Annotated in this window: 23 protein-coding genes and 1 riboswitch; of the genes, 11 read left to right on the top strand and 12 right to left on the bottom strand. The window is 74.3% G+C overall.

Going from position 1 to position 25,186, the window contains the following annotated elements:
* The first annotated feature begins 80 nt into the window (after window positions 1-80).
* Window positions 81-986 (top strand): hypothetical protein, encoded by a 906-nt coding sequence (locus tag ACWDBB_RS10670; protein ID WP_449789222.1) that lies wholly within the window; start codon window positions 81-83, stop codon window positions 984-986.
* A 137-nt stretch (window positions 987-1,123) separates the two neighbouring features.
* Here the strand turns inward: ACWDBB_RS10670 and ACWDBB_RS10665 are convergent, their stop codons facing one another.
* The 3 genes from ACWDBB_RS10665 to ACWDBB_RS10655 all read right to left on the bottom strand — a co-directional run bounded on the left by ACWDBB_RS10665 (window position 1,124) and on the right by ACWDBB_RS10655 (window position 4,367).
* Window positions 1,124-2,185: a prenyltransferase gene (locus ACWDBB_RS10665; protein ID WP_449789221.1), complete on the bottom strand. Its 1,062-nt coding sequence runs from the start codon at window positions 2,183-2,185 to the stop codon at window positions 1,124-1,126.
* Window positions 2,182-2,970 (bottom strand): class I SAM-dependent methyltransferase, encoded by a 789-nt coding sequence (locus ACWDBB_RS10660; RefSeq protein ID WP_449789220.1) that lies wholly within the window; start codon window positions 2,968-2,970, stop codon window positions 2,182-2,184. The genes ACWDBB_RS10665 and ACWDBB_RS10660 overlap by 4 nt, the downstream gene beginning before the upstream one ends.
* 86 nt (window positions 2,971-3,056) lie before the next feature.
* Window positions 3,057-4,367 carry a glycosyltransferase family 4 protein gene (locus tag ACWDBB_RS10655; RefSeq protein ID WP_449789219.1) on the bottom strand — a complete coding sequence of 437 codons (1,311 nt, stop codon included), beginning with the start codon at window positions 4,365-4,367 and terminating at the stop codon, window positions 3,057-3,059.
* Window positions 4,368-4,598: 231 nt separating this feature from the next.
* Here ACWDBB_RS10655 and ACWDBB_RS10650 point away from each other — a divergent pair, with 231 nt between their 5' ends.
* The 6 genes from ACWDBB_RS10650 to ACWDBB_RS10625 all read left to right on the top strand — a co-directional run bounded on the left by ACWDBB_RS10650 (window position 4,599) and on the right by ACWDBB_RS10625 (window position 11,092).
* On the top strand, window positions 4,599-5,231 hold the full coding sequence (locus tag ACWDBB_RS10650; RefSeq protein ID WP_449789218.1) for a TetR family transcriptional regulator: 633 nt from the start codon (window positions 4,599-4,601) through the stop codon (window positions 5,229-5,231).
* A 138-nt stretch (window positions 5,232-5,369) separates the two neighbouring features.
* Window positions 5,370-5,451: riboswitch (cobalamin riboswitch) on the top strand.
* 106 nt (window positions 5,452-5,557) lie between these two features.
* On the top strand, window positions 5,558-6,805 hold the full coding sequence (locus ACWDBB_RS10645; RefSeq protein WP_449789217.1) for a prenyltransferase/squalene oxidase repeat-containing protein: 1,248 nt from the start codon (window positions 5,558-5,560) through the stop codon (window positions 6,803-6,805).
* Window positions 6,805-7,530, top strand: a complete 726-nt coding sequence (locus ACWDBB_RS10640; RefSeq protein WP_449789216.1) for an SCO2322 family protein — start codon at window positions 6,805-6,807, stop codon at window positions 7,528-7,530. Before ACWDBB_RS10645 ends, ACWDBB_RS10640 begins: the two co-directional genes overlap by 1 nt.
* 21 nt (window positions 7,531-7,551) lie before the next feature.
* A complete protein-coding gene (locus tag ACWDBB_RS10635) occupies window positions 7,552-8,661 on the top strand; it encodes a CbiQ family ECF transporter T component (protein ID WP_449789215.1) in 1,110 nt (369 codons plus the stop codon).
* Window positions 8,658-10,259, top strand: a complete 1,602-nt coding sequence (locus tag ACWDBB_RS10630) for an ABC transporter ATP-binding protein (protein ID WP_449789214.1) — start codon at window positions 8,658-8,660, stop codon at window positions 10,257-10,259. Before ACWDBB_RS10635 ends, ACWDBB_RS10630 begins: the two co-directional genes overlap by 4 nt.
* Window positions 10,256-11,092: an ECF transporter S component gene (locus ACWDBB_RS10625; RefSeq protein WP_449789213.1), complete on the top strand. Its 837-nt coding sequence runs from the start codon at window positions 10,256-10,258 to the stop codon at window positions 11,090-11,092. Before ACWDBB_RS10630 ends, ACWDBB_RS10625 begins: the two co-directional genes overlap by 4 nt.
* 124 nt (window positions 11,093-11,216) lie before the next feature.
* Here the strand turns inward: ACWDBB_RS10625 and ACWDBB_RS10620 are convergent, their stop codons facing one another.
* Both ACWDBB_RS10620 and ACWDBB_RS10615 read right to left on the bottom strand, forming a co-directional pair.
* Window positions 11,217-12,023 (bottom strand): helix-turn-helix domain-containing protein, encoded by an 807-nt coding sequence (locus ACWDBB_RS10620; protein WP_449789212.1) that lies wholly within the window; start codon window positions 12,021-12,023, stop codon window positions 11,217-11,219.
* Between the two features lie 232 nt (window positions 12,024-12,255).
* Window positions 12,256-13,302: a glycosyltransferase gene (locus ACWDBB_RS10615; protein WP_449789211.1), complete on the bottom strand. Its 1,047-nt coding sequence runs from the start codon at window positions 13,300-13,302 to the stop codon at window positions 12,256-12,258.
* Window positions 13,303-13,496: 194 nt separating this feature from the next.
* Between ACWDBB_RS10615 and ACWDBB_RS10610 the strand changes: the two genes are divergently transcribed.
* Together ACWDBB_RS10610 and ACWDBB_RS10605 are read left to right on the top strand one after the other, a co-directional pair.
* Window positions 13,497-13,910, top strand: a complete 414-nt coding sequence (locus ACWDBB_RS10610) for an NUDIX hydrolase (protein WP_449789210.1) — start codon at window positions 13,497-13,499, stop codon at window positions 13,908-13,910.
* A gap of 193 nt (window positions 13,911-14,103) precedes the next feature.
* Window positions 14,104-15,015: a LysR family transcriptional regulator gene (locus ACWDBB_RS10605; protein ID WP_449789209.1), complete on the top strand. Its 912-nt coding sequence runs from the start codon at window positions 14,104-14,106 to the stop codon at window positions 15,013-15,015.
* Window positions 15,016-15,017: 2 nt separating this feature from the next.
* Here ACWDBB_RS10605 and ACWDBB_RS10600 read toward each other — a convergent pair whose 3' ends face one another.
* Window positions 15,018-15,341 (bottom strand): antibiotic biosynthesis monooxygenase family protein, encoded by a 324-nt coding sequence (locus ACWDBB_RS10600; protein WP_449789208.1) that lies wholly within the window; start codon window positions 15,339-15,341, stop codon window positions 15,018-15,020.
* A gap of 197 nt (window positions 15,342-15,538) precedes the next feature.
* On the opposite strand from ACWDBB_RS10600, the gene ACWDBB_RS10595 reads away from it, so the two are divergent.
* Window positions 15,539-16,015 (top strand): MarR family winged helix-turn-helix transcriptional regulator, encoded by a 477-nt coding sequence (locus ACWDBB_RS10595; RefSeq protein WP_449789207.1) that lies wholly within the window; start codon window positions 15,539-15,541, stop codon window positions 16,013-16,015.
* An 18-nt stretch (window positions 16,016-16,033) separates the two neighbouring features.
* Here ACWDBB_RS10595 and ACWDBB_RS10590 read toward each other — a convergent pair whose 3' ends face one another.
* Both ACWDBB_RS10590 and ACWDBB_RS10585 read right to left on the bottom strand, forming a co-directional pair.
* A complete protein-coding gene (locus ACWDBB_RS10590; protein ID WP_449789206.1) occupies window positions 16,034-16,516 on the bottom strand; it encodes a CYTH domain-containing protein in 483 nt (160 codons plus the stop codon).
* 68 nt (window positions 16,517-16,584) lie between these two features.
* A complete protein-coding gene (locus tag ACWDBB_RS10585; RefSeq protein ID WP_449789268.1) occupies window positions 16,585-18,549 on the bottom strand; it encodes an MFS transporter in 1,965 nt (654 codons plus the stop codon).
* A 516-nt stretch (window positions 18,550-19,065) separates the two neighbouring features.
* On the opposite strand from ACWDBB_RS10585, the gene ACWDBB_RS10580 reads away from it, so the two are divergent.
* Window positions 19,066-20,283, top strand: coding sequence for a peptidoglycan-binding domain-containing protein (locus ACWDBB_RS10580; protein ID WP_449789205.1), 1,218 nt, complete (start codon window positions 19,066-19,068; stop codon window positions 20,281-20,283).
* 86 nt (window positions 20,284-20,369) lie between these two features.
* Here ACWDBB_RS10580 and ACWDBB_RS10575 read toward each other — a convergent pair whose 3' ends face one another.
* From ACWDBB_RS10575 to ACWDBB_RS10560, 4 genes are all read right to left on the bottom strand, one after another.
* Window positions 20,370-20,960, bottom strand: coding sequence for a TMEM165/GDT1 family protein (locus ACWDBB_RS10575; protein WP_449789267.1), 591 nt, complete (start codon window positions 20,958-20,960; stop codon window positions 20,370-20,372).
* Between the two features lie 228 nt (window positions 20,961-21,188).
* Window positions 21,189-21,995, bottom strand: a complete 807-nt coding sequence (locus tag ACWDBB_RS10570) for an ABC transporter permease (protein ID WP_449789204.1) — start codon at window positions 21,993-21,995, stop codon at window positions 21,189-21,191.
* Between the two features lie 10 nt (window positions 21,996-22,005).
* Window positions 22,006-23,631, bottom strand: coding sequence for a dolichyl-phosphate-mannose--protein mannosyltransferase (locus tag ACWDBB_RS10565; protein ID WP_449789203.1), 1,626 nt, complete (start codon window positions 23,629-23,631; stop codon window positions 22,006-22,008).
* Window positions 23,632-23,819: 188 nt separating this feature from the next.
* Window positions 23,820-25,121 (bottom strand): MFS transporter, encoded by a 1,302-nt coding sequence (locus ACWDBB_RS10560; protein ID WP_449789202.1) that lies wholly within the window; start codon window positions 25,119-25,121, stop codon window positions 23,820-23,822.
* Window positions 25,122-25,186 lie beyond the last annotated feature (65 nt).

Genomic DNA, 25,186 nt, shown 5'->3' with positions numbered 1-25,186 from the left:
TCTGGTCCGTTCGGGAGTTTCGGCCGGTCAGCCCGACCGTACGAACCACCGTCCACGACACGTCAACGAGGGGAACGTTAGTGAATCTGCGCGCTCTCACGAGGGGAGACGCCGCCGTCGCGGGCGCGGCCGTCCTGCTCTTCATCGCCTCCTTCCTGCCCTACTGGACCGTGGACTGCAGCGGCCGGTACTGCGGCGACACGACGCAGAACGCATGGAGCACCGAACTGTTCCCCGTCCTGCCCTCGATCTACCTGCTGGGCATCGCCGCCGCCCTGCTGATCCTGGTGCAGCGCTTCCAGGGCCCGGCCGCGGCCACCCGCCAGGTGCTCGGCCTGCGGCTGGACCAGTGGGGCATCGCCTTCTCCGTGGCGGCGCTGTGGACCTCGCTCTGGTCGCTGGGCGGTGGCCCGAAGGCCCCCAGCTTCAGCCACGGCTTCGGCGCCTGGCTCGGCGTCATCGCCCTGGTCGTGCTGGCCGGCGCCGCCGCCGCGAGCGCCCTGGTGCCCGCGCTGAAGGCCCCGCTGGTCGCCGACCGCCCGGCGGCCGTCCCCGGCCAGTACGGCTACCCCGGCCAGCCCGGCCACCCGGGTGCCGCCCAGGCCGGCCAGTACGGCTACCCGGCCCAGGGCCAGGACCCGGCGTTCGGCGGCCAGGGCGGCTACGGCTACCCGGGTGCCGGCCAGCCGCAGCCCGGCCAGCCGGTCCAGGCCGCCCAGCCGCACGACGCCGCCGCCCAGGCCCCGCAGCCGACCCCGGCCGCGCAGCAGGCGCCCGCCCCGGCGGACTTCCAGCCCTTCTGGTTCGCCGTCCCGGCCCCGCGCCAGCTGGCCCCGAAGGACAACCCGGCCGGCGCCCCGGTCGGCGAGGTCGTGCCGGGCACCTGGTACCTGGCCGTCGAGCAGCGCGGCGCCGCGCTGGTGGCGCAGCTGCCGGACGGCAGCCAGGGCGTGCTGGCCGACACCACGGGCATCCAGCGCGGCTGACGGCCCGGCCGACCGCGGGCCGACGCGCTCGGACGCACACGCGAAGGGGCGGGACCGGAGAACCGGTCCCGCCCCTTCGCGTGTTCGCGCGTTCGGCGTTCGCCCCTTCGCCGTTCGCGCGTTCGGCGTTCGCCGACTCAGCAGCAGTCCTCGACCACCAGCCCGACGGGCAGCTGCTCCCCGCCGAAGACCGCGACCGTCGCCGGGTCCCCGCCGAGCGCGGCCACCGCGAGCAGCAGCGCCCCGGCCGTCCAGGTGGTGCGCTCCTCCGGCCAGATGGCGTCGTCCTCGAAGACGTACCCGGTCCAGTACGAGCCGTCCTCGTGCCGCAGGTGCTTCTGGATCCAGCGCAGGATGTCCACCGCGCGGTCGGACTGGCCGATCGCCCAGAGCGCGAGCGCCAGCTCGGCGCTCTCCCCGCCGGTCACCCACGGGCGGTCGCTGACGCAGCGCACGCCGAGGCCGGGGACGACGAAGCGCTCCCAGTCCCGCTCGATCCTGGCCAGCGCCGCGTCGCCGCGCAGGCCGGTGCCGAGCACCGGGTAGTACCAGTCCATCGAGTAGCGGTCCTTGTCCAGGAACCGCTCGGGGTGGTGGGAGACGGCGTGACCCAGCCGCCCGGCCGCGAGCTCCCAGTCGGGCTGCGGCTCCTCCAGGTACTCGGCGATGGCCAGGCCGCAGCGCAGGGCGTGCAGGATGCTGGACGAGCCGGTGAGCAGTGCCTCGTCGGTGGCGGCGCCGTCCTCGTCGACCCGCCAGGCGATCGGGCCGCCGGGCAGCCGCATTCCGACGATGAAGTCCAGGGCGCGCCGGACGACCGGCCAGATCCACTCCAGGAAGGCGTCGTCACCGGTGCTGAGGTGGTGGTGCCAGACCCCGACCGCGATGTACGCGCAGAAGTTGCTCTCCTTGGCCCGGTCGGTGACCACGCCGTCGGTGTAGGCCGCGTACCAGGAGCCGTCCGGGTTCTGGGCAGCCGCGAGCCACCGGTAGGCGGACTCGGCGGCGGCGTGCTCGCCGGCCGTGTCGAGGGCCATCGCGGCCTCGGTGTGGTCCCAGGGGTCGAGGTGGTGGCCGGCGAACCAGGGTATGGCGCCGTCGGGGCGCTGCTCGGCCAGGATGCTGCGCACGGTGTCGGCGGCCTGCTCGGCGTCGAGCACCCCGTCGAGCAGCAGCACCTCGGGAACGGCGGCGGTCATGCCGACCCGCCCGGCGCGTGGTCGGCCGCGGTGCGGTCGGGCTCGATGCGGTCGGGCTCGATGCGGTTGGGCTTGGAGGCGTACGCGACGAAGCTCTTGCCGATCACCGGGTTGAGCGCCCGCTCGGCGGCCTTGGTGAGGGTGCTGATCACCGGGGTGCCGACGATGTCCCAGACCAGCAGCTGGTGGTAGGCCTTGACCGGCAGCGCCTTGTCGTTGTCGACGCCGACCGCGCACTTGATCCACCAGTACGGCGAGTGCAGCGCGTGCGCGTGGTGGGTGCCGTACGGCTCCAGGCCGGCGTCCTTGAGCTTGCCGAGCAGTTCGTCGCCCCGGTAGATCCGGATGTGGCCGCCCTCGTTCGCGTGGTACTCGTCGGACAGCGCCCAGCAGATCTTCTCCGGCAGCCAGCGCGGCACGGTGACGGCGAGCAGGCCGCCCGGCTTGAGGACCCGGAACATCTCGTTGAGCACGCCCTTGTCGTCCGGGATGTGCTCCATCACCTCGGAGATGATGATCTTGTCGAAGTACTCGTCCTCGAACGGCAGCGCCAGCGCGTTGCCCTCCATCGCGACCGCCGACGCGCCCTCGGGGGCCTCACCGGCCTGCTCCATCGCCGCGAACCACTTCCTGACCTCGGCGATCTCCTCGGCGTTCTGGTCGAGGGCGATCACGTTGGCGCCACGGCGGTAGCACTCGAACGCGTGCCGGCCCCCGCCGCAGCCCAGGTCGAGCACCCGGTCGCCGGGGGCGAGCGGAAAGCGCGAGAAATCGACGGTCAGCACTTCAGGACTCCCATTCCTTTTGCTACCAAGCGTTCTTGACGCTCCGTCGGACAAGCCCCGCCTGCCCGACAACGGCGGGGCCGTGGCTAGGCCACGTACCGCCAGCCCGGCCCCGAGCGGGCACGGGCGCCGACGCCGGTGGCGATCGCCGCGCGGTAGGCCTCGGCGGTCAGCTCGGCCGCCCGCTCCCAGGTGAACCGGGCGAGCACCCGCTCCCGTCCGGCCGCACCGAGCGCGGCCCGCAGCCGCGGGTCGTCCAGCAGCCGGCCGAGCGCCGCGGCCAGCGCGTCCGCCTCCCCCGGCGGGACGGCCAGGCAGGTCTCCCCGTCCGGTCCTGCCACCTCGGGGATCGCCCCGCCGGTGGTGGCGACCAGCGGGGTGCCGGTGGCCATCGCCTCGGCGGCGGGCAGCGAGAAGCCCTCGTACAGCGAGGGGACGCAGGCCACCTCGGCCGAGCGGTAGAGGTCGACCAGTTCCCGGTCGGTCAGCCCGCTGCGGAACTCGATGTGCTCTGCCAGTCCGAAGCGGCTCACCGCCTCGGCCACCGGCCCGTCCTCCTTCTGCGGCTTGCCGACCACCACCAGGTGGGCGTCCCGCTCGGTGCGGACCTTGGCGAGCGCCTCGACCAGGAAGATCAGGCCCTTCAGCGGGACGTCCGCGCTGGAGGTGGTGACGATCCGGCCGGGGACGCGCTCGACCGCGTCCGACGGCGACCAGAGCCGGGTGTCGGCGCCGATCGGCACCACCGAGATCGCGCCCGGCGCGGCGCCCAGGTGCTCGGCGATCTCGCGCTGCGAGGTGCCGGAGACGGTGATCACGTGGTCCAGCCGGGCGGCCACCCTGCGCTGCATCCGGGTGAAGGCGTACCAGCGGCGCAACGAGAGCCGCTTGCCCCGGGTGGTGGCGGCGTCCAGCTCCAGCTGCCGGTCCACGGTGATCGGGTGGTGGATCGTGGTGACCAGCGGGAAGCCGTGCCGGGCCAGGCCGAGCAGGCCGTAGCCGAGGGTCTGGTTGTCGTGCACCACGTCGTAGCGGCCCTTGTGGGCGGCCAGGTACCGGCGGGCGCGCAGCGAGAAGGTGAGCGGCTCGGGGAAGCCGCCGGTGCGCATGGTGGCGTACTCCAGCACGTCAACCGGGCCGCGGAACTCGTCGCGGGCCGGGGTGCGGAACGGGTCGTCGGCGCGGTAGAGGTCCAGGCTGGGCAGCTCGACCAGGCGCACCGAGCCGGGGCCCTCGACCTCGTCCAGCACCGGGAAGGGCTGGGCGCCGATCACGTCCACGTGGTGGCCGAGCCTGGCCAGCTCCCGGGAGAGGTGTCGTACGTACACGCCCTGACCGCCGCAGAAGGGGTCACCGCGGTACGACAACAGGGCAATCCGCAGCGGCTGCGCGATCATCCCGGGCCCTCTTCTCTAGCTGCTGACGGTGCTGCCGGTCGTGCTTCCGGTCGCTAAAGTAGATCAGGTTTCAGTGGCCGGGGAACTCGCCGTCGACCACGTGAACAATGAGAGACCTCGAAGATACCGGCCCGTAGCTTTTCCTCAGGAGCCAGGGCTGGTGATTCCCACCACGCGAATCCTGCCGACCATGTGGAGCACGCCGCCACTCTCGCCCGCCCGGGAGCACCCTTGCCGCCACCCCCTCCTCCGACGCTGCCGCCGGTCCCGCCGACCGTACCGCCGCCCGGCGAGCCGCCGCTGACCGCGAGCCAGGCCGAACGGCGCCGGCGCATCCTGCGGGCCGCCACCGCGCTGGCGGTGCGGGGCGGGTACGAGGCGGTGCAGATGCGGGAGGTCGCGGAGGGCGCGCACGTCGCCCTCGGCACGCTCTACCGCTACTTCCCGTCCAAGGTGCACCTGCTGGTCGCGGTGATGCTGGAGCAGCTCCAGGGCCTGCGCGAGCACATCCGGCGGCACCCGCCGACCGACCTCGAACCGGCGCCGAGGGTCGCCGACACCCTCACCCGGGCCTTCCACGCGCTGCAGCGCGAACCGCTGCTGGCCGAGGCGATGGTCCGGGCGCTGTCCTTCGCGGACCGCTCGGTCGGGGCCGAGGTGGACCGGGTCAGCGTCGCCACCGGGCAGCTCATCCTGGACGCGATCGGCCAGTCCGAACCGCCCACCGAGAGCCAGCGCGCGGCGGTGCGGGTGATCGAGCACACCTGGCACTCGGCGCTGGTCGCCTGGCTCTCCGGCCGCGCCTCGATCGCCGAGGTGCGGGCCGACCTGCACACCGCGGCCCGGCTGCTCACCCTGCCGTGAACCGGCCGACCACCGCGCCCAGGAACAGCCCCTGCGCACCCGTCGACTGGAACCTGTTCCTGCTGGGCCCGGGCCGCTGCGCGCGCCCCGGCGGCTAGAGTCGACAGGCAGCAGAACTCCATCCCGCTCCTCCCCCGGGGAAAGCCGGTGCGAATCCGGCGCTGACCCCGCAACCGTGAGTCCGGCGCCGCACGCGGCCGCCCGGGCGAGTCGGAACACCCGGGGAGGGGCGAGCGGCCAGTCCGGACGCACGCGCCCGGCACCGTCGAGGACTACGGAACGGCCCCGCCCGGGCCACCACCGCTCACCGAAAGGCACACCGCACCATGCTGACCGCCGCCCGCCTGGGCGCCGCCGCCCTGTCCGCCGCGCTGTTCACCGGCCTCGCCGCCGGCCCGGCCCTCGCCGACAGCCCCGCGCCGACCCCGCCCACCACCGACGGGCTGTACGGCAAGAGCGACCCGACGTACGACGGCGTCTGGCGGCAGTCACTGGCGCTCACCGCGCTCACGGCGGCCAAGGTCACCCCGGCCGACTCCGCGGTCGGCTGGCTCACCGGACAGCAGTGCGAGGACGGCGGCTGGCCCTCGTACCGAGCCGCCGGCGCGGCCTGCGACCCCAAGACCGAGGACAGCAACGCCACCGCCGTCGCCGTCCAGGCCCTGGTCGCCCTCGGCGGGCACCAGGACGCCGTCGACAAGGGCGTCGCCTGGCTCAAGGCCAACCAGAACGCCGACGGCAGCTGGGCCTACAACCCGGGCAGCCCGGGCGACGCCAACTCCACCGGGCTCGCCGTCAACGCGCTGTTCGCCGCCAGGACCGACCCGGCGGGCGTCGCCAAGGCCGGCAAGTCCGCCTTCGACGGGCTCGCCCTCTTCCAGCTCGGCTGCGCCGCCCCCGCCGACCAGCGCGGCGCCTTCGCGTACCAGCCCGACCCGGCCTCCGGCGCCCTCACCCCGAACGCCCTGGCCAGCGCCCAGGCCGCGCTCGCCGCCGGCGGCGGCCACCTGCCGGCCGCCACCTCGGTGCGCGCCGACGCCGCCCCCAAGGCCCTCGCCTGCGCCTCCGACGCCGCGGCGGCCTCCCCGTCCGCAGTCGCCCACGCGGACTCCGGCGAGGCCGTCGGCGCCTACCTGACCGCCCAGCTCGCGGCCGGCGGCAACCACCTCAGCCTCACCACCCCGGGCGCCGCCCCCACCCCCGACTACACCGCCACCGCCTGGGCCGCCCTCGCCCTCATCCAGAGCGGCCACCCCCAGCAGGCCGCCGGCGCCGTCGACTGGCTCGGCCAGGAGGGCGCCACCTGGACGAAGGACGGCACCGACGCCGGCGCCACCGCCACCCTCCTGCTGGTCGACCAGGCCGCCCAGCGCGACACCGCCGCCCTGACCGGCCGGCTCACCGCCCTCGGCCCGACGCCCAAGGCCGCCGCGGCCTCCTCGGCGACGCAGGCCCCGAAGGAGAAGAAGGACGGCGGCATCGGCCAGTACTGGCTCATCGGCGTCGGCCTCCTCATCGGCGTCGGCGGCGGCCTCCTGCTCAGCCTCCAGCGCAAGCGCAACCAGCACCTCTGATGCGCGCCGCTCCCCTCGCCGCCCCGGGCCGGCGGTCCTCCACCGGCCTTGCCGCGCTGCTCCCGCCCCTCCTCGGGGCGGTGCTGCTGCTCGCCTGCGCCGCGCCCGCGCAGGCCGCCGGGTACCGGTACTGGTCGTTCTGGCGCGGCGGCGAGGGCGGCAGCTGGACGTACCAGCAGCAGGGGCCCGCCGTCGCGGTGCCGCCGGACGGGGCGGTGGACGGGTGGCGGTTCGCGCTGAGCCCGGACGGCGGGCAGGACGCCGCGAAGCCGCGGGCCGCCGGAAGCTTCGCCGGGATCTGCGCGAACACCCCCGCGCAGGAGGGGCGCAAGCGGGTGGCCGTCGTGCTGGACTTCGGGACCGCCGAGGACACCGGCGCGTCCGCCGGCTCTTCGGCCGCCGGCTCTTCGGTGACCGCGCCCGAACAGCGCACGGCCTGCGCGAGCGTCGCACCCCGCGCCACCTCGGCCGAGGTGCTGGCCGCCGTCGCCCCGCCGCTGCGCTACGACACCAACGGGCTGCTGTGCGCCATCGCCGGGTACCCGAAGGCGGGCTGCGGCGACCAGGTCGGCGCGGCGGGCGCCACCCAGCCGGACGCCGGCGCCGCGTCGGCCGACCAGGGCGGCGGCAGCGGCCCCGACGTCGGCCTGCTCGCCGGCAGCGCGCTGGTCGCCGTCCTCGCCGGCGGAGCCGTCTGGCAGGCCCGCCGCCGCCGTCACTCCTAGTCCCCCACTCAGGAAACCTCCGTGAGCAGCACCGCCGCCCGTAGCACCCGCCCGCCCACCGGTCCCCGTCAACTGCACCCCGGGGCCTGGTGGTCGTGGGCGCTCGGGCTGGGCGCGGCGGCGACCCGCACCACCAATCCGGCGATCCTGCTACTGCTCGCCGCCGTCGCCGGGTACGTGGTCGCGGCCCGGCGCGGCGATGCGCCGTGGTCGCGCTCGTACGGGGCGTTCCTGCGCCTGGGCCTGCTGGTGCTGGGCATCCGGCTGGTGTTCGCGGTGTTCCTCGGCTCGCCGATCCCCGGCACCCATGTGCTGTTCACACTGCCCGAACTCCCGCTGCCCGCCTGGGCGCAGGGCGTGCGGATCGGCGGGCGGGTCACCGTCGAGGGGCTGCTCGCGGCGCTGTACGACGGGCTGCGACTGGCGACCCTGCTGATCTGCGTCGGCGCCGCCAACTCCCTGGCCAGCCCGGCCCGCCTGCTGCGCACCCTGCCCGGCGCGCTCTACGAGGCGGGCGTCGCCGTCGTCGTGGCGATGACCTTCGCGCCGAACCTGATCGCGGACGTCCGCCGACTGCGCGCCGCCCGCCGGCTGCGCGGCCGCACCGACAAGGGCATCGCGGCCGTGCTGAGCGTCGGACTCCCGGTACTGGAGGGCGCGTTGGAGCGGTCCATCGCCCTGGCCGCCGCGATGGACACCCGAGGCTTCGGCCGCACCGCCGACGTCCCGCGCCGGCTCGCCCGGGCGACGGCCGCGCTCACCCTGGCCGGGCTGCTCGGGATCTGCCTGGCCGCGTACGGGCTGCTGACCGCCGACGGCGCGGGCTGGGCGCTGCCCGTCCTGGCGCTCGGCCTGGCCGCCGCCTTCGCCGGACTGCTGCTCGGCAGCCGACGGTCCGCCAGGAGCCGCTACCGACCCGACCCCTGGGCCCTTCCCGAGTGGCTGACCGCCGGCTCCGGAGTGGGCGTGGCGGCCCTCACCACCTACCTGGCCGCGCAGGACCCGGCCGCGTTCGCCCCCACCGTCGTCCCGCCGACCGTCCCCGCGCTGCCCCTGGCCGCCGTGCTGACCGTCCTGCTCGGCCTGGTACCGGCGTTCGCCGCCCCGACCCCGCCCCGGAGGGCATCGTGATCACCTTCGAGCAGGTCTCCGTCCGGTACGCGGACTCCGCCGCACCCGTGCTGAACGGCGTCGACCTCACCGTCCCCGAGGGCGAACTCTGCCTGCTGGTCGGCCCGTCCGGCTCCGGCAAGTCCACCCTGCTGGGGACGGTCAGCGGCCTGGTGCCGCACTTCACCGGCGGGGTGCTGCACGGCCGGGTCACCGTGGACGGCCGGGACACCCGCGAGCACCGGCCGCGCGAACTCGCGGACCTGGTCGGCACGGTGGGACAGGACCCGCTGGCGCACTTCGTCACCGACACGGTGGAGGACGAACTCGCCTACGGCATGGAGTCGCTGGGCCTGCCGGGCGACGTGATGCGCCGCCGGGTCGAGGAGACCCTCGACCTGCTCGGCCTCGCCGACCTGCGCGACCGCTCCCTGAACTCCCTGTCCGGCGGCCAGCAGCAGCGCGTCGCGATCGGCTCGGTGCTCACCGTGCACCCGCGCGTGCTGGTGCTGGACGAACCCACCTCGGCGCTCGACCCGGGCGCGGCCGAGGAGGTGCTGTCCGTCCTCCAGCGGCTGGTGCACGACCTCGGCACCACCGTGCTGATGGCCGAGCACCGGCTGGAGCGGGTCGTCCAGTACGCCGACCAGGTGCTGCTGCTCACCCCCGACGCCCCGCCCGTCCTCGGCGAACCCGCCGAGGTGATGGCGCACTCCCCGGTGCACCCGCCGGTGGTCGGCCTCGGCCGGCTCGCGGGCTGGCGGCCGCTGCCGCTGTCCGTCCGCGACGCCCGCCGCAAGGCCGCCCCGCTGCGCGCCGAACTGGACGGCCGCGGCCCGGCCCCCGCCTCCGCCCCGACCGCGTCCCCGCTGGCCGTGACCGACCGCCTCGCCGTCCGGCGCGGCCCCGTCCCGGCGCTGCGCGGCGTGGACCTCGCCCTCCACCCCGGCGAGATCACCGCCCTGATGGGCCGCAACGGCGCCGGCAAGTCCACCCTGCTGGGCAGCCTGGTCGGCCTGCACGCCCCCGCCTCCGGCAGCGTCAGGGTCGGCGGCCGCACCCCGCACCGGACCCGGCCCGCCGAGCTGATCCGGGAGGTCGGCCTCGTCCCGCAGGACCCGCGCGACCTGCTGTACGGCGAGTCCGTCGCCGCCGAGTGCGCCGCCGCCGACACCGACGCGGGCGCCGCCGCCGGCACCTGCCGCGCGCTGGTCGAGCGCCTGCTGCCCGGCATCGCCGACGACGCCCACCCGCGCGACCTGTCCGAGGGCCAGCGGCTCACCCTCGCCCTCGCCGTCGTGCTCACCGCCCGGCCCCCGCTGCTGCTCCTGGACGAGCCGACCCGCGGCCTCGACTACGCCGCCAAGGCCCGGCTGGTGGAGATCCTGCGCTCGCTGGCGGTCGAGGGCCACGCCGTGCTGCTCGCCACCCACGACGTCGAACTGGCCGCCGAACTCGCCCACCGCACGGTGATCCTGGCCGAGGGCGAGATCGTCGCGGACGGCCCGACGGCGGAGGTGGTGGTCTCCTCCCCCGCCTTCGCCCCGCAGGTCGCAAAAGTGCTGGCGCCCGGGCCGTGGCTCACCGTCGGGCAGGTCGCGGAGGCGCTGGGCGCATGAGCACTCGTCCCGTCCCGCTGGGGCGCCGGTCGATAACGGCGCTGCTGTCCGTCTCCTTCGTCGGCGTCGCCGCCTTCGGCTGGCCACTGCTCGCCTCCACCAAGTCGGCGCTGGTCGGCCACTCGGCGGACGCGCCGTGGCTGTTCGCGCTGCTGCTGCCGCTGCTCCTCGCCGTCGTCGTCGCCCAGATCTCCGAGGGCCGTACGGCGGGCGGCGGGGCGCCCGGGCTGGACGCCAAGTCCGTGGCCCTGCTGGGCGTGCTGGCGGCGGCGGGCGCTGCGCTGCGGCCGCTCGGCGCGGGCACGGCCGGACTGGAGCCGATGTTCTTCCTGATGGTGCTGTCCGGGCGGGTGCTCGGGCCGGGCTTCGGCTTCGTGCTCGGCTCGCTGTCGATGTTCGCCTCCGCGCTGCTCACCGGCGGGGTCGGGCCGTGGCTGCCGTTCCAGATGCTCGCCATGGGCTGGGTGTGCCTGGGCGCGGGCCTGCTGCCGGGGGCCTCCTCCCTGCGTGGCCGCCGTGAACTCCTGCTGCTCGCCGGCTACGGAGCCGTCGCGTCGCTGCTGTACGGCACGATCATGAACCTCCAGGGCTGGCCGTACATCGGCGGCCTGGCCGGCTCCATCTCCTTCGTGCCGGGCGACGCGCTGCCCGCCAACCTGGTCCGCTTCGCGGCGTACTGCCTGACCACGTCCCTGGGTTGGGACCTGCCTAGGGCCGCCCTGACCGTCGTCCTGTGCCTGACCCTCGGCACCCCCGTCCTGCGCGCCCTGCGCCGCACGACCCGCCGCGCCGCCTTCGACGCCCCGGTCACCTTCCGCCCGCCGGAGTCGTGAGCCGCCGGGAGCCGCGGAAGTAGGCGTTGGCCGCCAGGAGTCAGGTTTCTCAACAGGCCCGATCCTCCGCGCCCGGCCCGGCATGGCCCTCCCGCTGCCCGAAGAATCCCCCGGGGGGCCACTTCTACTCCGCTGCCGCCCGGCAGGCGCCACACACCTGCCCGGGCCCGGCCACGGGCCGCCCGCACAACCCGCTGCGCCCGGGGCACTCGTGCCTCCTCGGGCCGTCGCCCGCCTGTCGGGGCGCGGGAACGGCCGGCACCTTGGCGATCCGCGCCGCCACGATCGCCCCGACGCTGTGCGTGACCCTGTCCGGGAGGGGCGCCGACAGAATCCCGGTGAGCACCTCACGGCTCCACCCACCGGCCAGCAGCCCTTCCACCCGCGCGGCCTGGTCGCACAGCGGCTTCCCCGCCAGGGCCATCCTCGGCTCCCGGCGGCCGAGTTCGAGCAACAGCGCCATGCCCGCCGTCAACTTCTCGGATGGACGGACGGAAGGCTCTTCCACGTCCTTGGTTGCCGGTTCCTTGGATGGGCCTCCCGCCCTCCCGCCAGCTGGCACGCCTGGAGCTGGGACACCGGCGGCCGGGGGTGCGGGAAGCGGCGGCACGGTGTGCACCGCTTTGCCCGTCACCGGCACCTCGTGCACCGAGACGACCGTCCGCACCTGCCCGGTCTGCGGGTCCCGCAGCGTACGACGCACGTAGTGCCCCGCCGCCTCCAGCTCCCGCAACGCTCGGGCGACGGTCGTCCGCCCCTCCACACTCTTGGCGGCGAGGGTGCGGATGTCCTCGCGGGCGCCGTCCGGCAGGCTGAGCAGGTAGCTCAGCAGCCCGCGCGCGGCCCAACTCAGCGAGTGCTTACGGATGACGTGGCCGTTGTCGAGGATCGTGTATCCGGGCGCATGCTTGGGGATACGATGAATCTGCATTCGGGAGTCCTTCGCTCCTGGTGCCAAACCCCGGGGTGTTGGCGCACCGCCGGGGATCACTTTTTGCTCACGCACCGAGCGCCCCGTGGAGCACCCGGCACGGCAATGTTCACCGTAATGCCGTAACGTCCCATCAAGCTCCCACTCCCACCACCCATTCGGGCGGCGCGTGCGCGCACAACCCGGCGCGCCCCGGGCTCGTGAGCCCGGGGCGTGCCTCGCAATCCGGCAGTCAACCGACCACATGGTCCGGCTCGTCCAGCCACACCCGGTGCTCGCCCTCGACGGTGACGGTCAGGCCGAACCGGTCGAGGCCCGGCTCGCCCTGGCGCTGCCACCAGGAGTGGGCGGCGGTCACCTCGTCCCACAGGCTGCGGGAGCCGGACTGCGAGACGGCGTGCTTGCCGTCCCAGTCGGCGAAGCGGCAGTGGGCATACGAAACCCCGTCCCAGACCTCGAACCGGCCGGTACCGAAGCGGTCGTAGCCCGCCCACACCTCCTGCCGGAACAGGCCCGGCAGCCGCAGCCCGATCGCGAAGGCCGCGTCGGTGTGCTCAGCCACAGCGGCGGGGTCGAGTGCGGACGGACCGTACCGGACGTCCCCGATCTCGAACTCGCCGCTCCCGGGCCGCTGGTCCCGCACCCACATGAAGGCGACGTCCTCGACGAACGGCCCGCTCGCAGAACGGCCGTCCTCGGCGACGGTGAGCTTCAGCAGCCCGCCGTTGCAGAACGCCGTGCCGTACGGAACGAGGATCACGCCCCCGGGCGCCGTCTGCTCGATCAGCGCCCCGGGGACGCGTTGCACGGCCGCGGTGACGTGAACCCGGTCGTACGGCGCGCCCGCCGGATGGCCGAGCTGGCACATCCGGGCGGCCATCCCGACCGGCACCGCGACGTAGCCGCCGGTGCCGAGCACCACGTCCGGGCCGAAGTCGGCGACCGCGGAGCGGGCCTGTGCCACTCCCAGGGGAACGCGGCCCATGTCCTTGACGTTGGCGGGTGACACCAGCTTGAGCGGGTTGGCGGAGCGCCGGATCTTCCCGGTGGCGACGGTCCTGAACGGGATGTTCTCGGCGGCCGTCACCTTGGCCTCAAGGCCGGTGGCGGTGCCGATCCACAGGACGTCCAGGGTGCCGTTGACCTCGGCGAGCCGCGACCGCAGGGCGCGGATCGCAGTGAGCGCCGGGTAGGTGTGGCCACCCGTTCCGCCGCCAGTGACGATCAGCCGCAGAGGTCGGCCAAGAGGAGAGACGAGATCGCTGATGTCCCGGTTCACATCCGGAACATACTGATGGCACTGGTCGTACGGGGACCGCTGCTGGGCGCTGGCCACCGGCGCGCCGGCCGCGGTCTACGGGCCGCCGCGCCGGTAGCCGACACGACATGCGGCCGCGCTCCGGTACCCGACCGGGGCAGCGGCCTCGGGCCAAGATGGCGTCGACACCCGGCGCAGGCCCGAGGAGCAGAGCGATGACCGAGCAGAACCCCGAGCAACTCCCCACCGTCGCCGTCGCGATCGTGGTCAAGGACGGCCGGGTGCTGATGGTGCGGCGGCGGGTCGCCGAGGGCGAGCTGTCCTGGCAGTTCCCGGCCGGGGAGGTCGAGCCGAACGAGTCCCCCGAGGAGGCGGCCGTCCGCGAGACCGCCGAGGAGACCGGCCTCCACGTCGCCGCGGCCAGGCTGCTCGGCGAGCGGGTGCATCCGCAGAGCGGGCGGCGGATGGCGTACACGGCCTGCGAGGTGGTCGGCGGCACCGCCATGGTGATGGACTCCGACGAGCTGGACCGGGTGGTGTGGGCGTCCCACGCCGAGCTGGCCGAGTACGTGCCGTTCCCGATGTTCCCGCCGGTGCAGGAGTACCTGGACGGCACGCTCGCCGGGTAGGCCGGGGGGGGCGGACGACCCCGCGCGAGAAGTCGGCCCGTCCGACTTCCCACTCAAGAGCACCACTGCCGGGGCACCAACGCCCCCGGACGGCCGGAATCCGGGAACGCCCTCGTTCGCCCCCGTACGCCCCTACGCTGTCCCGCAGCACCGGGAGCGAGGGCGTTCGGGGGAGCCAGTGGAACTAGGTCAGTTGCGCGTCTTCGAGGCCGTCGTCATCCACCGCACCGTCACCGGCGCGGCCATGGCGCTCGGGCTGGCCCCGTCCTCGGTCTCCGAACAGGTCCGCACCCTCGAACTCAGCCTCGGCACCGAGCTGTTCGACCGGGCGCGGCGCGACCTCACCCTCACCTCGGCGGGAGAACGGCTGCTGCCCTGGTCCCGCCGCCTCCTCGACCAGGCCGAACAGGCCCGCCGCGACGTCACCGTCGCCGTCGCCACCCGGACCCGCCTGCGCCTCGGCGTCCTGGCAGCCGTCGCCGCCACCCACCTCCCGGCCGTCCTCGCCCGCCTCACCGACCGCCGGCCCGGCCTGCACCTGTCCCTCCACACCGACCGCGCCCGTGACGCACTCCTCGACGGTGTCGCGGCCGGTGCCCTGGACGCCGCCGTGGTCCTGGACGCCCCCGGCCCGCTCGGCGCGCTCGGCTTCCCTCTGCCACCCGCCCCGCTCGACCACCTCGACCTCCAGGCCGTCCCCCTCGCCCTGGTCGCGGCCCCCACCCACCCACTGGCCCGCGCCACCACCCTCACCCCCGAGCACCTCCGCGGCCACCGCCTCCTCGTCGGCTCCCCCACCTGCTCCTACCGCCTCGCCGGCGACCGCCTCCTCGGCCCCCGCGTCCGACGCCTCCACACCGGCGCCGTCCCCGCCACCCGCGCCTGCGCCGAACAGGGCCTCGGCATCGCCCTTCTCCCCGCCCACGCCGTCCACGACCGCCTCGTCGCCGGCACCCTCACCCGCCTCCCCCTCGACCCCCCACCCCTCCACCTCCGTCTCCTCTGGCCCGCCGACCACGCCCCCCTGCCGGCCCTCCGCCCCCTCTCGGCACACGAGCGCGCCCCGGGGTTCGAGGAACCCCGGGGCGCGCAACCGCTCTCCTGACGTCAGGCCTTGGGGCCCGCGGACTGGACGACCTCGAAGGACCAGAGGGTGGAGCCGGAGGCGGCCGGGCGCTTGGGGGCCTCGCCCTCGCCGCCGTGCTGGTGGGCCGCCTTCATCGGGCCCTCCATCCAGGCCTTGAAGTCCTCCTCGCTGCGCCAGCGGGTGTAGACGAGGTACTGGTCGGTGCCCTCGACGGGGCGGAGGAGTTCGAACCACTCGAAGCCGTCCGAGTTCTCCACGGCGCCGGCCCGGGAGGCGAAGCGCTGCTCCAGCACCTCGCGCTGCTCGGCCGGCACCGTCAGGACGTTGATCTTCACGACGGACATGGGGGCTCCTTGCTGCTCCGCCGGCGCGCTGGTGCGGCCGCCGGTGCGGTGACGGGGACTGCCTACGGGAGCAGTCTGCTACACCTCACGGCCGGGCGGGTGGTGGGCCGCCAAAGGCGTGGGCGGGGCGGGCACCGCGAAGGAACCCCCTAGGCTGGACAATGCCGTTGTCCATATGGTCAATGAGGTCGTCTATCGTGCCAAGTGAACCACCCCCGCCGGGTTTTGATCTGCCGCTACGCCTGCTGCTCGCCTTCCGGGCGATCATCGACGAGCTGCACGAGCGCATCACCCGCGAGGGCCATCCCGACCTGCGCCCGATGCACGGCTTCGTCCTCCAGGCGATCGGCCCGCAGGGCACCACCGCCTCCGAACTCGGCCGCCGCCTCGGCGTCACCAAACAGGCGGCGGGCAAGACCGTCGACAACCTGGAGCAGCTCGGCTACGTCGAGCGCGCCGCCGACCCGGCCGACACCCGGCGCAAGGTGGTCCGGCTCACCGAGCGCGGGACGGACTGCCTGCTCCGCTCGGCCCGGATCTTCGACGAGCTGCGCGAGGAGTGGTCGGAAGTCCTCGGCGAGGAGCAGCTGAGACTGCTGGTGGACGGCCTGCGCCGGCTCGCCCCCGGCGACCCGTTCCGCCTCGACACCCCGCCCTGGTTCGGCACGCCGTAGGGCCGAACACGCCCGGCGTCAGGACTCGGGCATTCCCCGGGTCGCGAGGGTCTGGTTCTTGTACGCCTTCACGCCGGTGATCTCGGCGCCGAACCACTCCGGCGCCGAGAACGCCGCCGCCTGCGCCTCGGAGCCGAACTCGACCTCGACGGTGCGCAGTCCGGCCAACTCCCCCTGGTAGACGTCCGCGTAGACGGTGACACCGGAGGCCTCGAAGGTGTACCGGTCCTTGACCACCCGGGCGCCCTCGGTGGCCGGCCAGAGCTCGGTGAACTCCTGCTCCCCCAGCTCGCGTTCCACCTCGATCCGGACGGGGGAACCCTCCGCGGAGGAGGCGCTCCGCTTGACGCCGAGGACGCGGCTGCCGCCGATCCGCCGCAGCCGCACCTCCGTCCCGTCGTCCTTGATCGCGATGTACCCCTGCTCGATGTGCTGCCGCACCGCCGTCTGCGGCGGCTCGAAGGCGCTCAGCAGGAACTTGCGCTCGATCTCGAGCGGCATGCCGCACCACCCTTCCCCATCACGCCGAACGGGCCGTCAAGCCATCGGACCGTCGAACCGTCGGACCATCAGAACGACCGCCCCTCACCACGGTACGGCCCCTGGGGCCCCGACGGGTCCGGCCGGTCCCGCGGGTCCGCGCACAGCGAGGAGCTGAGCCGGTTCAGCAGCCCCGCGATCTCGGCGTGCCGCTGCTCGTCCCAGTCCCCCAGCAGTTCGGCGAGCTGGGTGCGCCGGGCGGCCACCAGCCGCAGGGCCGTCTCCTCCCCCGGCTCGGTGAGCCGCAGCGGCAGCCCGCCGGACCGCGCCGCCAGCCCCCGGCCCTCCACCTCCCGGACGGCCTCCTCGACGGTGGCCATCGGGACGATCCGCGCCTCGGCCAGTTCGGCCGGCTCGACCGAGCCGTGCTGGTGGATCTGGAGGAGCAGCCAGCTGGAGGCGGGCAGCAGGTCCAGCCCTGCGGTCTCGGTGATCCGCCGGAAGAGGTCGCGCCGGGCCTCCCGGCTGTTCAGCACCGACAGGGCGCGGGCGATCTCGTCCAGCGAGCTGCGTTCCACGGGGTTGATCCCGATGGACTCGCCGAGGTCGGGGGCGGTGACGGTGGAGCGCAGCTTCTGTTCGCGCAGGAACAGCGACAGCACGAAGGCGACCCCCGCGACCGGCACCGCGTACAGGAACACCCGGGTGATCGACTCGGCGTACGCGTGGTAGACCGCCGGCTGGACGGCGGCCGGCAGCCGGGGGATGACCCGCGGGTCGGCGGTGATGGCCTCCGGCTGGAAGCCGGGCGGCAGCGGCACCCCGGCCAGGGCGTCGGCGAGCCGGCTGCGCAGTCCGCTCGCGAAGACCGTCCCGAAGATGGAGACGCCGAAGGAGGCCCCGATGGAGCGGAAGAAGGTGGCGCCCGCGGTGGCCACGCCGAGGTCCTCGTAGCCGACCGAGTTCTGCACGATCAGCACCAGCACCTGCATCACCAGGCCCAGCCCGAGCCCGAAGACCAGGAAGTACAGGCTCATCTCGGCGGTGCTGCTGTGCTCGTCCAACCGGGAGAGCAGCAGCAGTCCGACGGTGGTCACGGCCGTCCCGACGATCGGGAAGATCCGGTAGTGGCCGGTGCGGGCGACGATCTGGCCGGAGCCGATCGAGGTGAGCAGCATGCCGAGCACCATCGGCAGCATGTGGATGCCGGACAGGGTGGGTGAGACCTGCTGGACCACCTGGAGGAAGGTCGGCAGGTAGGTCAGCGCGCCGAACATCGCGAAGCCGACCACGAAGGAGATCACCGCGACCAGGCTGAACGTCCGCGAGCGGAACAGCCGCAGCGGCAGCACCGGCTCCACCGCCGTCCGCTCGACCAGGACGAAGGCGAGCAGCAGCACCAGCCCGAGCACGCCGAGGCCGACGATCTGCCAGGACGTCCAGGCCCAGGTGGTCCCGCCGAGCGAGGTCATCAGCACCAGGCAGGTGGCGACGGCGGCGATCAGGACGGTGCCGAGGTAGTCGATCCGGTGCTCGCGCCGGACCTCCAGCCCGTGCAGCGCCGTCGCGATCACCACCAGGGCGACGATGCCGATCGGCAGGTTGATGTAGAAGACCCAGCGCCAGCTGAGGTGGTCGACGAACAGTCCGCCGAGCAGCGGCCCGAGCACGCTGGTGACGCCGAACACGGCGCCGAACAGGCCCTGGTAGCGGCCGCGGTCCCGCGGGGCGACGAGGTCGCCGACGATCGCCTGGGAGAGCACGATCAGCCCGCCGCCGCCCAGGCCCTGGAGGGCGCGGAAGGCGATCAGCTCGCCCATGTTCTGGGCGATCCCGCACAGCACCGAGCCGAGCAGGAAGATCACGATGGAGGCCTGGAAGAAGCGCTTCCGGCCGTACATGTCGCCGAGCTTGCCCCACAGCGGGGTCGCGGCGGTGGAGGCCAGCAGGTAGGCGGTGACCACCCACGAGAGGTGTTGGAGGCCGCCGAGGTCGCTGACGATGGTCGGCAGCGCGGTGGAGACGATGGTCTGGTCGAGGGCGGCGAGCAGCATCGCGAGCAGCAGGGCGCCGATCGGCACCCAGACGTTGGACACGGTGACCGCCGGCGGGACCGGCTCGCCCGCCGGGCTCCGGTCGGATGCGGTGCTCGGCTCCGTCACGGCTTCTCCGCGGGCGTCACGGCGTCTCCGTGGACATGGCGTCTCCATGGGGTCGCGGGCCCGTCGGCCGGGCCGTGCGGATGGTCACTCCCAGCTGACCGCGCTGGTCGCTTCGTCCCGATTCGTTCCGTCGGTTTGAGCCGAGCGTAAGCGCCGGGGACAACCGCCGCGCTCCGGGCGTTCCCCGAAGGGCCGACCGGCACCCACCGGCACGACACTCCGCCGAGGGACGGACGCCCCTGTCCACCCCTCGGACGGTCCTGCATAATCAGGCGCGTCCGCGCGCCGCCCGGGTCCGCCCGGAGCGTGCTCGGGACGACCGGACGACAGCCGGCCGGTCGACGGACGACCCGAACGACCCGAACGACCGCCCACGAAATTCGACGCGCAACCGAGGAGGACCGGCCGATGCCGGACCAGCACTGCCCGACGTGCGGCGCCGCACGCTCCACCGGGTGCGGCTGCGTCCCGGACCCGAGCCTCACCGAGACCGCCGTCCTGCCCCACCTGGAGGGCCCGCCACTGGTCCGCCCGTACGTCCCGCGGACGGCCGACCAGGTGGCCGACGAGGCGCATCCGAACACCCCGGTGGTCGACCCGTTCGCGACCACGGTGCTGCCGCCGGTGCCTCCGGGGCAGCCCGCCGCGCCCGGGTCGCCGGTCGTTCCCCCGCTGGGACCGGACGCGGACGCGTACGCCACCACGGTGCTGCCGCCGGTCGGCCCGGGGCAGGCGCCGTTCGGTGCGGAGCAGGCGCCGTTCGGCCCGGACGGGGCCTACCCGGGCGCCGGCGCCCACCCGGACGCGTACGCCACCACCGTGCTGCCCCCGGTCCCGCCGGCCGGGCCGGGCGGGTACCCGGCGGCGGCCACGCAGCCGCGGACACCGGCTTCGGCGCCGGCCGGGAACGAGATCGGCCTCTTCCCCTTCGGGCAGGCCCAGGACTTCCGGACGGGCCCGTCCGGGCCCGGCCCGGAGGGGGGCGGCCGGGCCGCCCGACGGGCGGCCGAGCAGGCCGGGCGCCGCCCGCTCGCCCAGCGCAAGGGGCTGCTCGCCGGGGTCGGTGCCGCCCTGGTGGCGCTCACCATCGGCGTCGCGTACGCGGTGACGCCCTCCGCTGAGCCGTCGGCCAAACAGGCGCAGCCGCTGCCGACGACCACCCTGGCGCCCGCGCCGGTGGACCCGCCGACCCTGGCCGCGCCCGCCCCGAGCGCGCCGCCGCCGACCAGCGAGGCGCCGAGCCCGACGCCCACCCCCACCCGCAAGCCGAGCCCGACCAAGACGGCCACCCCGCCGCCGACCGTCGCGCCGACGACGCCGCCTCCCCCGGTCCAGGCACCCGTGCCGGCCCCCACCCCGACGCCCGCACCCACGCCGACGCCCACCCCGACGCCCAGCCCCCGGCTGCTCCAGGTCGGGATGACCGGGCCGGACGTCAGGGACATGCAGCAGCGCCTGTACGTGGCCGAATGCGGGTTCGTCGACAAGTCGATCGTCAGCGGCACCTTCGACGACTGGACCAGGACGGTGCTCAGCGGCTACCAGCGCGAGAACCGGATCAAGGGCGAGAACGGCGTCTACGGCCCCAAGACCCAGGCCACCCTCACCGCCGACCCGGGCTGCTGACCCCTGACCCGCGACACGCGAAAGGCGGCGGCCGCCCACCGGCAGCCGCCGCCCCGCACGTCGACCCGCGCCTCGCCGGGCAGTCGTCAGCCGGTGATCGCCCCGAAGAGGCTGTAGCCCGCCAGCGCCACCATGATCGCTGCCGCCACCCGGATGATCAGCTTCATCGGCACGTACTTGAGCAGCTTCTGCCCGCCCACGATGGCGACCCCGCCGACCGCGCACAGCGCCAGCCAGGAGCCGATGCCGACGGCCAGCGGATCGGCGTACTTGGCGGCCAGGTTGGCGGTCATGATCTGGGTCAGGTCGCCGAACTCGGCGATCGCGACGACCACGAAGCTGGCCCCGGCCACCTTCCAGAAGCTGTTCGAGGACGGCTCCTTGGCCGCGTGCCCGTCCTCGTCGTCGCCCCCGCCGTGGAACAGCAGCATCGCCGCACCGACCAGGAACAGCACGCCGGTGACGCCCTCCACCCAGCGGTGCGGCAGCAGCGAGAGCAGGTGCCCGGCGACGAGCGCGATGCCCACCTGGAGGGCGAAGGCGGCGGCGATGCCCGCGAAGACGTAGCTCGCGCGGTACTTCGTGCCGAGCACCAGGCTGGCCAGCGCGGTCTTGTCCGGCAGTTCGGCCAGGAAGATGATGCCGAAGGTCAACGCGGCAACGGTGATACTCATCAGGAGTTCCTCGGTCGGGCTGCCAGGCCTCCGCAGGCCCGTCAGGGGACGCTTCGGCCCGACAGCACTGGTCATAGTCACAGCACTGCGGCCGAAGGTCTCGCCGGCAACGCCCCTTCGGGCGGTGCCCCGGGCGCCGGGCCCCTGGGGGCCAGTATGTCGACGGTCCGGTGGAGGGCTACTCCCCTTCAACGGCCCCAAGCGTACCCGACCGCGCCGACCGGCCCCCCGCTACCGGAAGCCCTCCTCCGGCTCGGCGGCGACCAGCCCGCGCCCGACCAGTTCCAGTACCGCCACGATCGCCACCGACTCCACCGCCAGCAACCCGATCAGCACGAACAGCTGCACCGCCCCCGCCTGGACCGGCGAGGCCCCGCCCAGCAGCATCCCGACGAAGGCCCCGGGCAGGGTGACCAGGCCGACCGTCCGGGTCTGGTCCAGCGCCGGGACGAGCGAGGTCGCGGCCGCCGTCCGGCAGATCTCCAGCCGGGCGTCGCGCTCCTCGAAGCCGAGCGCGAGCGCGGCCTCCACCTCGCCGCGCCGCAGCCGCAGCTCGTCCAGGGCCCGCCGCCCGGCCAGCGAGGTCGCGCTGAGCGCGCCGCCGATCAGGATGCCGGCGACCGGGATGACGGACAGGCCCTCGGGCGGCAGCAGTCCGACACCCAGCAGCAGGGCGAGCACCGGCAGCACCCCCGCCCCGATCGGGGCGGCCGCCCAGACCCAGCCCGGGCCGCGGGTCATCCGCCGCCCGGCGGTGCGCACCGCGACCGAGAACATCAGCAGCACGAACAGCGCCGACCACCAGAGCGATCCGACCACCCAGGTGATCACCGCGGCGACGGCGGCCAGCTGCACCACCGCGCGCAGTCCGGCCCGCAGCACCGCGTGGCCGTGCCCGAGCAGGCCCCACCCGGCCACCGCGACGGCGGCCAGCAGCAGCACGGCCGTGACCACCCCGAGCACCGGGGTGACGGGCAGCAGCTGGCCACCGGACGCCACCGGACCGGCCGAGGGCACCAGGGCCGAGGGCGGCGTCACGTCCGGCCCGTCAGATCCAGCTGGTGAACCACATCCGGTCCTGCCAGGACGACATGGGGATCACCTCCGCCGTGTACAGCGGGTAGAAGAAGGCGAAGCAGCCGACGATCGCGAGCACGATCACCCCGGCACCGATCGCACCGATCCGACGGCGCTCGGGGCTGCACCCGGCCGGGCCGAGCATCGCCCCGAGCATCTGGGCGACGGCCAGGCACAGGAACGGCACCAGCACGACCATGTAGAAGGAGAAGATCGTCCGCTCCTGGTACTTGAACCAGGGCAGGTAGATCGCGGCCACCGCGCAGAGCACCGCGCCCGAGCGCCAGTCCCGCCGGAAGAACCAGCGCCACAGCAGGTAGACCAGCGCGAAGCAGGCCGTCCACCACAGGAACGGGGTGCCGAGGCCGAGGATCTGTGCCGCGCAGCCGCCCGAGGAGGTGCAGCCGTGCTGCCCGTACGGGATCTGCTCCCAGTACATCGACACCGGGCGGCCGTCGACCAGCCAGGCGAAGGGGTTGGACTGGTAGGTGTGCGGCTGGTTCAGGCCGGTGTTGAAGTCGAACATCTGCGAGTGGAAGTGCCACAGGCTGCGCAGCGGGGCGGGCACCCAGCTCATCGGGACCTGCGGCAGCGGGATGCCGAGGACGCTGTCCGGGGAGAGCCCGGCGCGGCCGTCGGCCCAGTGCCGGTCGTAGCCGCCCTGGCCGTTGCCGCCACTGGCCAGCCAGCCGCTCCAGGCGCCGACGTACACCACGACGGCTGAGCCGACCATGGCGAGGAAGGCGGGCAGGGCGTCCCGGCGCAGCATGGAGCGCCAGGGGCGGTGGGCGCCGGCGCCGCGGCGGCCGGCCTGGTCCCACAGGACGGTCAGGACGCCGAAGGCGGCGAGGATCGGGGCGCCGTTCCACTTGACCGCGCAGGCGGCGCCGACGAGCACCCCGGCGGCGATCCGCCAGGGGCGCCACCCGAGCCGCACCGCGTCGGCGTCGCCGCCGCCCTCGGCGACCGCGGCGAGCCGGGCGCGGGCGTGGTCGCGGTCGATCAGCAGGCTGCCGAAGGAGGCCAGCACGAAGAACATCTGGATGCCGTCGAGCAGGCCGACCCGGCTCATCACCAGCTGGAGGCCGTCCACCGCCATCAGCAGCGCGGCGGTGCAGCCGATCAGGGTGGAGCCGAAGAGGCGGCGGCCGATCCGGGCCAGCATCAGCACGGTGACGGTGCCGAGCAGGGCGGTCATGAACCGCCAGCCGAAGGGGTTCAGCCCGAACAACTGCTCGCCGATCGACATCACCCACTTGCCGAGCGGCGGGTGCGCGATGAATTCGGGCGCGGAGCTCAGCGGGATCGACTGCGGGACGGACAGGATGTCGGCGTTGGCGTGGTCGGGCCAGGTGCCCTCGTAGCCCTGCTGGAGCAGGGACCACGCGTCCTTGGGGTAGTACGTCTCGTCGAAGACGAAGGCGTTGGGGTGGCCGAGGTTCCAGAACCGCAGCAGGCCGGCGAAGAGCGCGACGGCGATCGGTCCGAGCCAGCCGGAGCGGTCGGCCGCCCAGCGGACCAGACCGCCGCGCGAGGCCTCTGCCGGGGCCGCGGGGGCCGGGGCCGCCGGTGGGTGCGTGAGCGCCGCTTGCGTCATAGCCTCGCCGATTCGCCTGTCTGCTCTGCCCGGGTCCTGGCTCCGCCCGGGGTCGCGCCGCTCCGGCCTGGGCCGGGCGGTCAACAGCCACTGACACTATGTGGCGGTGCGCGCGAAGCCAAGCGCGACGGGCGCCGACCAGGTGACCTGGCCGGCGCCCGTCGCGAACGCCCTCGCGGGCAGTTCCGCTACGCGGCGGTCTGCAGTTCCCGGACCTGGACGGTGTGGACCACGGCCGGGGCCGCGTTGTCCTGCTCCGGCGTGAGGTACGGGCGCAGCCGCAGCGCCAGGGTGACGATCAGCAGCGTGCAGCCCGCCATGGCCGCGAGGTAGAGCGGCCAGGCGCCGGAGCCGACCAGCAGCACGCCGACGGCCGGACCGACCGCGACCGCGATCTGCTTCACCAGGGCGTACCCGGCGTTGTAGGTGCCGAGCAGCCGGACCGGGGCGAGGTCCGCGACGATCGGGCCCATGGTGGGCGCCAGCAGCGACTCGCCGACGCCGAACAGGGCGTAGACGGAGACGATCGCGATCGTGGCGGCCATGGTCTCGGTCCGGATCAGGCCGGCCAGCAGGGCCATCGCCCAGGCGCCGAGCCAGACCAGGCCGGCCGCGGCCATCGCGGTGGTGCGGCGGCGGCGCGCCGTGATCCGCACCACGAACATCTGCAGCACCACGATGGTCAGCGCATTGGCACCGATCGCGAAGCCCAGGGTGGACGGCGCGGTGTGGACGGTGGAGGTGGCGAAGGCCGCGACACCGGACTCGAACTGGCCGTAGCAGGTGAAGAAGATCAGCCCGGCGAGCAGGCAGAGCCGCAGCATCGCCTTGTCCGCGACCAGCGCGCGCAGGCCCGTCGGGCCGTCCGCCTTCTCGTGGACCGCCGTCAGCTGGGCCCTCGGTATCCGGGCGGTGCCGGTGACCAGGGCGAGGCCGAGGAAGGTGGCCGCCTCGATGGTGAACAGCCGGGTGAGGCTGGAAGGGTCGGCCACGTTCACGATCTGGCCGCCGACCAGCGCACCGATGCCCATGCCCAGGTTGACCAGGGTGAACTGGAGCGCGAAGGCGTGCGAGCGGGTGGCCGCCGTGGAGCAGCGGACGATCATCGTGGCGAGCGCCGGCTGGCAGGCCGTGACGCCCGCGCCGAACAGGAAGGAGGAGACCAGCAGACCCGGGGTGCCGGTGGCGTGCCCGAAGGCGAACGCGCCGGTGGCGGCGAGCGCCGTACCGGCCAGCAGCACCGGGCGGGGGCCGTACCTGTCGATGCCGCGGCCGATGAACGGGAGGACGGCGAGGGCGGCCAGCGCGAACAGCGTGAACACCATCCAGGCGACCACCGGCCCCAGCCCGCGCACCTGCTCCACGTACACGTACATGTACGGAAGCGTGAATCCGCTGCCGAACGCGCTGAGCGCGTTGCCGATCTGGACGCGGCGCAGCGGGCCGCCCGCTCCACGCCGCTGCCTCTGCTGCTTCACCGTGCCGGTCACCGTGCACATCCCTTCCTGGTTTCGACTGGATACTCTTAAGTCCAGAAGATTTCAGAGCTAAAGTT

Source organism: Kitasatospora sp. NPDC001095, from assembly GCF_053598615.1.
The sequence above is the reverse complement of the archived record's forward strand: the minus strand, read 5'-3'. Positions and strand labels throughout refer to the sequence as shown.

Bases quoted from the DNA above. Each gene is read 5' to 3' on its own strand.
- ACWDBB_RS10645 (WP_449789217.1), top strand. From the start codon at position 5,558: ATGCTGACCGCCGCCCGCCTGGGCGCCGCCGCCCTGTCCGCCGCGCTG.
- ACWDBB_RS10620 (WP_449789212.1), bottom strand. From the start codon at position 12,023: ATGCAGATTCATCGTATCCCCAAGCATGCGCCCGGATACACGATCCTC.
- ACWDBB_RS10610 (WP_449789210.1), top strand. From the start codon at position 13,497: ATGACCGAGCAGAACCCCGAGCAACTCCCCACCGTCGCCGTCGCGATC.
- ACWDBB_RS10625 (WP_449789213.1), top strand. From the start codon at position 10,256: ATGAGCACTCGTCCCGTCCCGCTGGGGCGCCGGTCGATAACGGCGCTG.
- ACWDBB_RS10590 (WP_449789206.1), bottom strand. From the start codon at position 16,516: ATGCCGCTCGAGATCGAGCGCAAGTTCCTGCTGAGCGCCTTCGAGCCG.
- ACWDBB_RS10580 (WP_449789205.1), top strand. From the start codon at position 19,066: ATGCCGGACCAGCACTGCCCGACGTGCGGCGCCGCACGCTCCACCGGG.
- ACWDBB_RS10600 (WP_449789208.1), bottom strand. From the start codon at position 15,341: ATGTCCGTCGTGAAGATCAACGTCCTGACGGTGCCGGCCGAGCAGCGC.
- ACWDBB_RS10665 (WP_449789221.1), bottom strand. From the start codon at position 2,185: ATGACCGCCGCCGTTCCCGAGGTGCTGCTGCTCGACGGGGTGCTCGAC.
- ACWDBB_RS10655 (WP_449789219.1), bottom strand. From the start codon at position 4,367: ATGATCGCGCAGCCGCTGCGGATTGCCCTGTTGTCGTACCGCGGTGAC.
- ACWDBB_RS10640 (WP_449789216.1), top strand. From the start codon at position 6,805: ATGCGCGCCGCTCCCCTCGCCGCCCCGGGCCGGCGGTCCTCCACCGGC.
- ACWDBB_RS10565 (WP_449789203.1), bottom strand. From the start codon at position 23,631: ATGACGCAAGCGGCGCTCACGCACCCACCGGCGGCCCCGGCCCCCGCG.
- ACWDBB_RS10585 (WP_449789268.1), bottom strand. From the start codon at position 18,549: ATGCTGCTCGCCGCCCTCGACCAGACCATCGTCTCCACCGCGCTGCCG.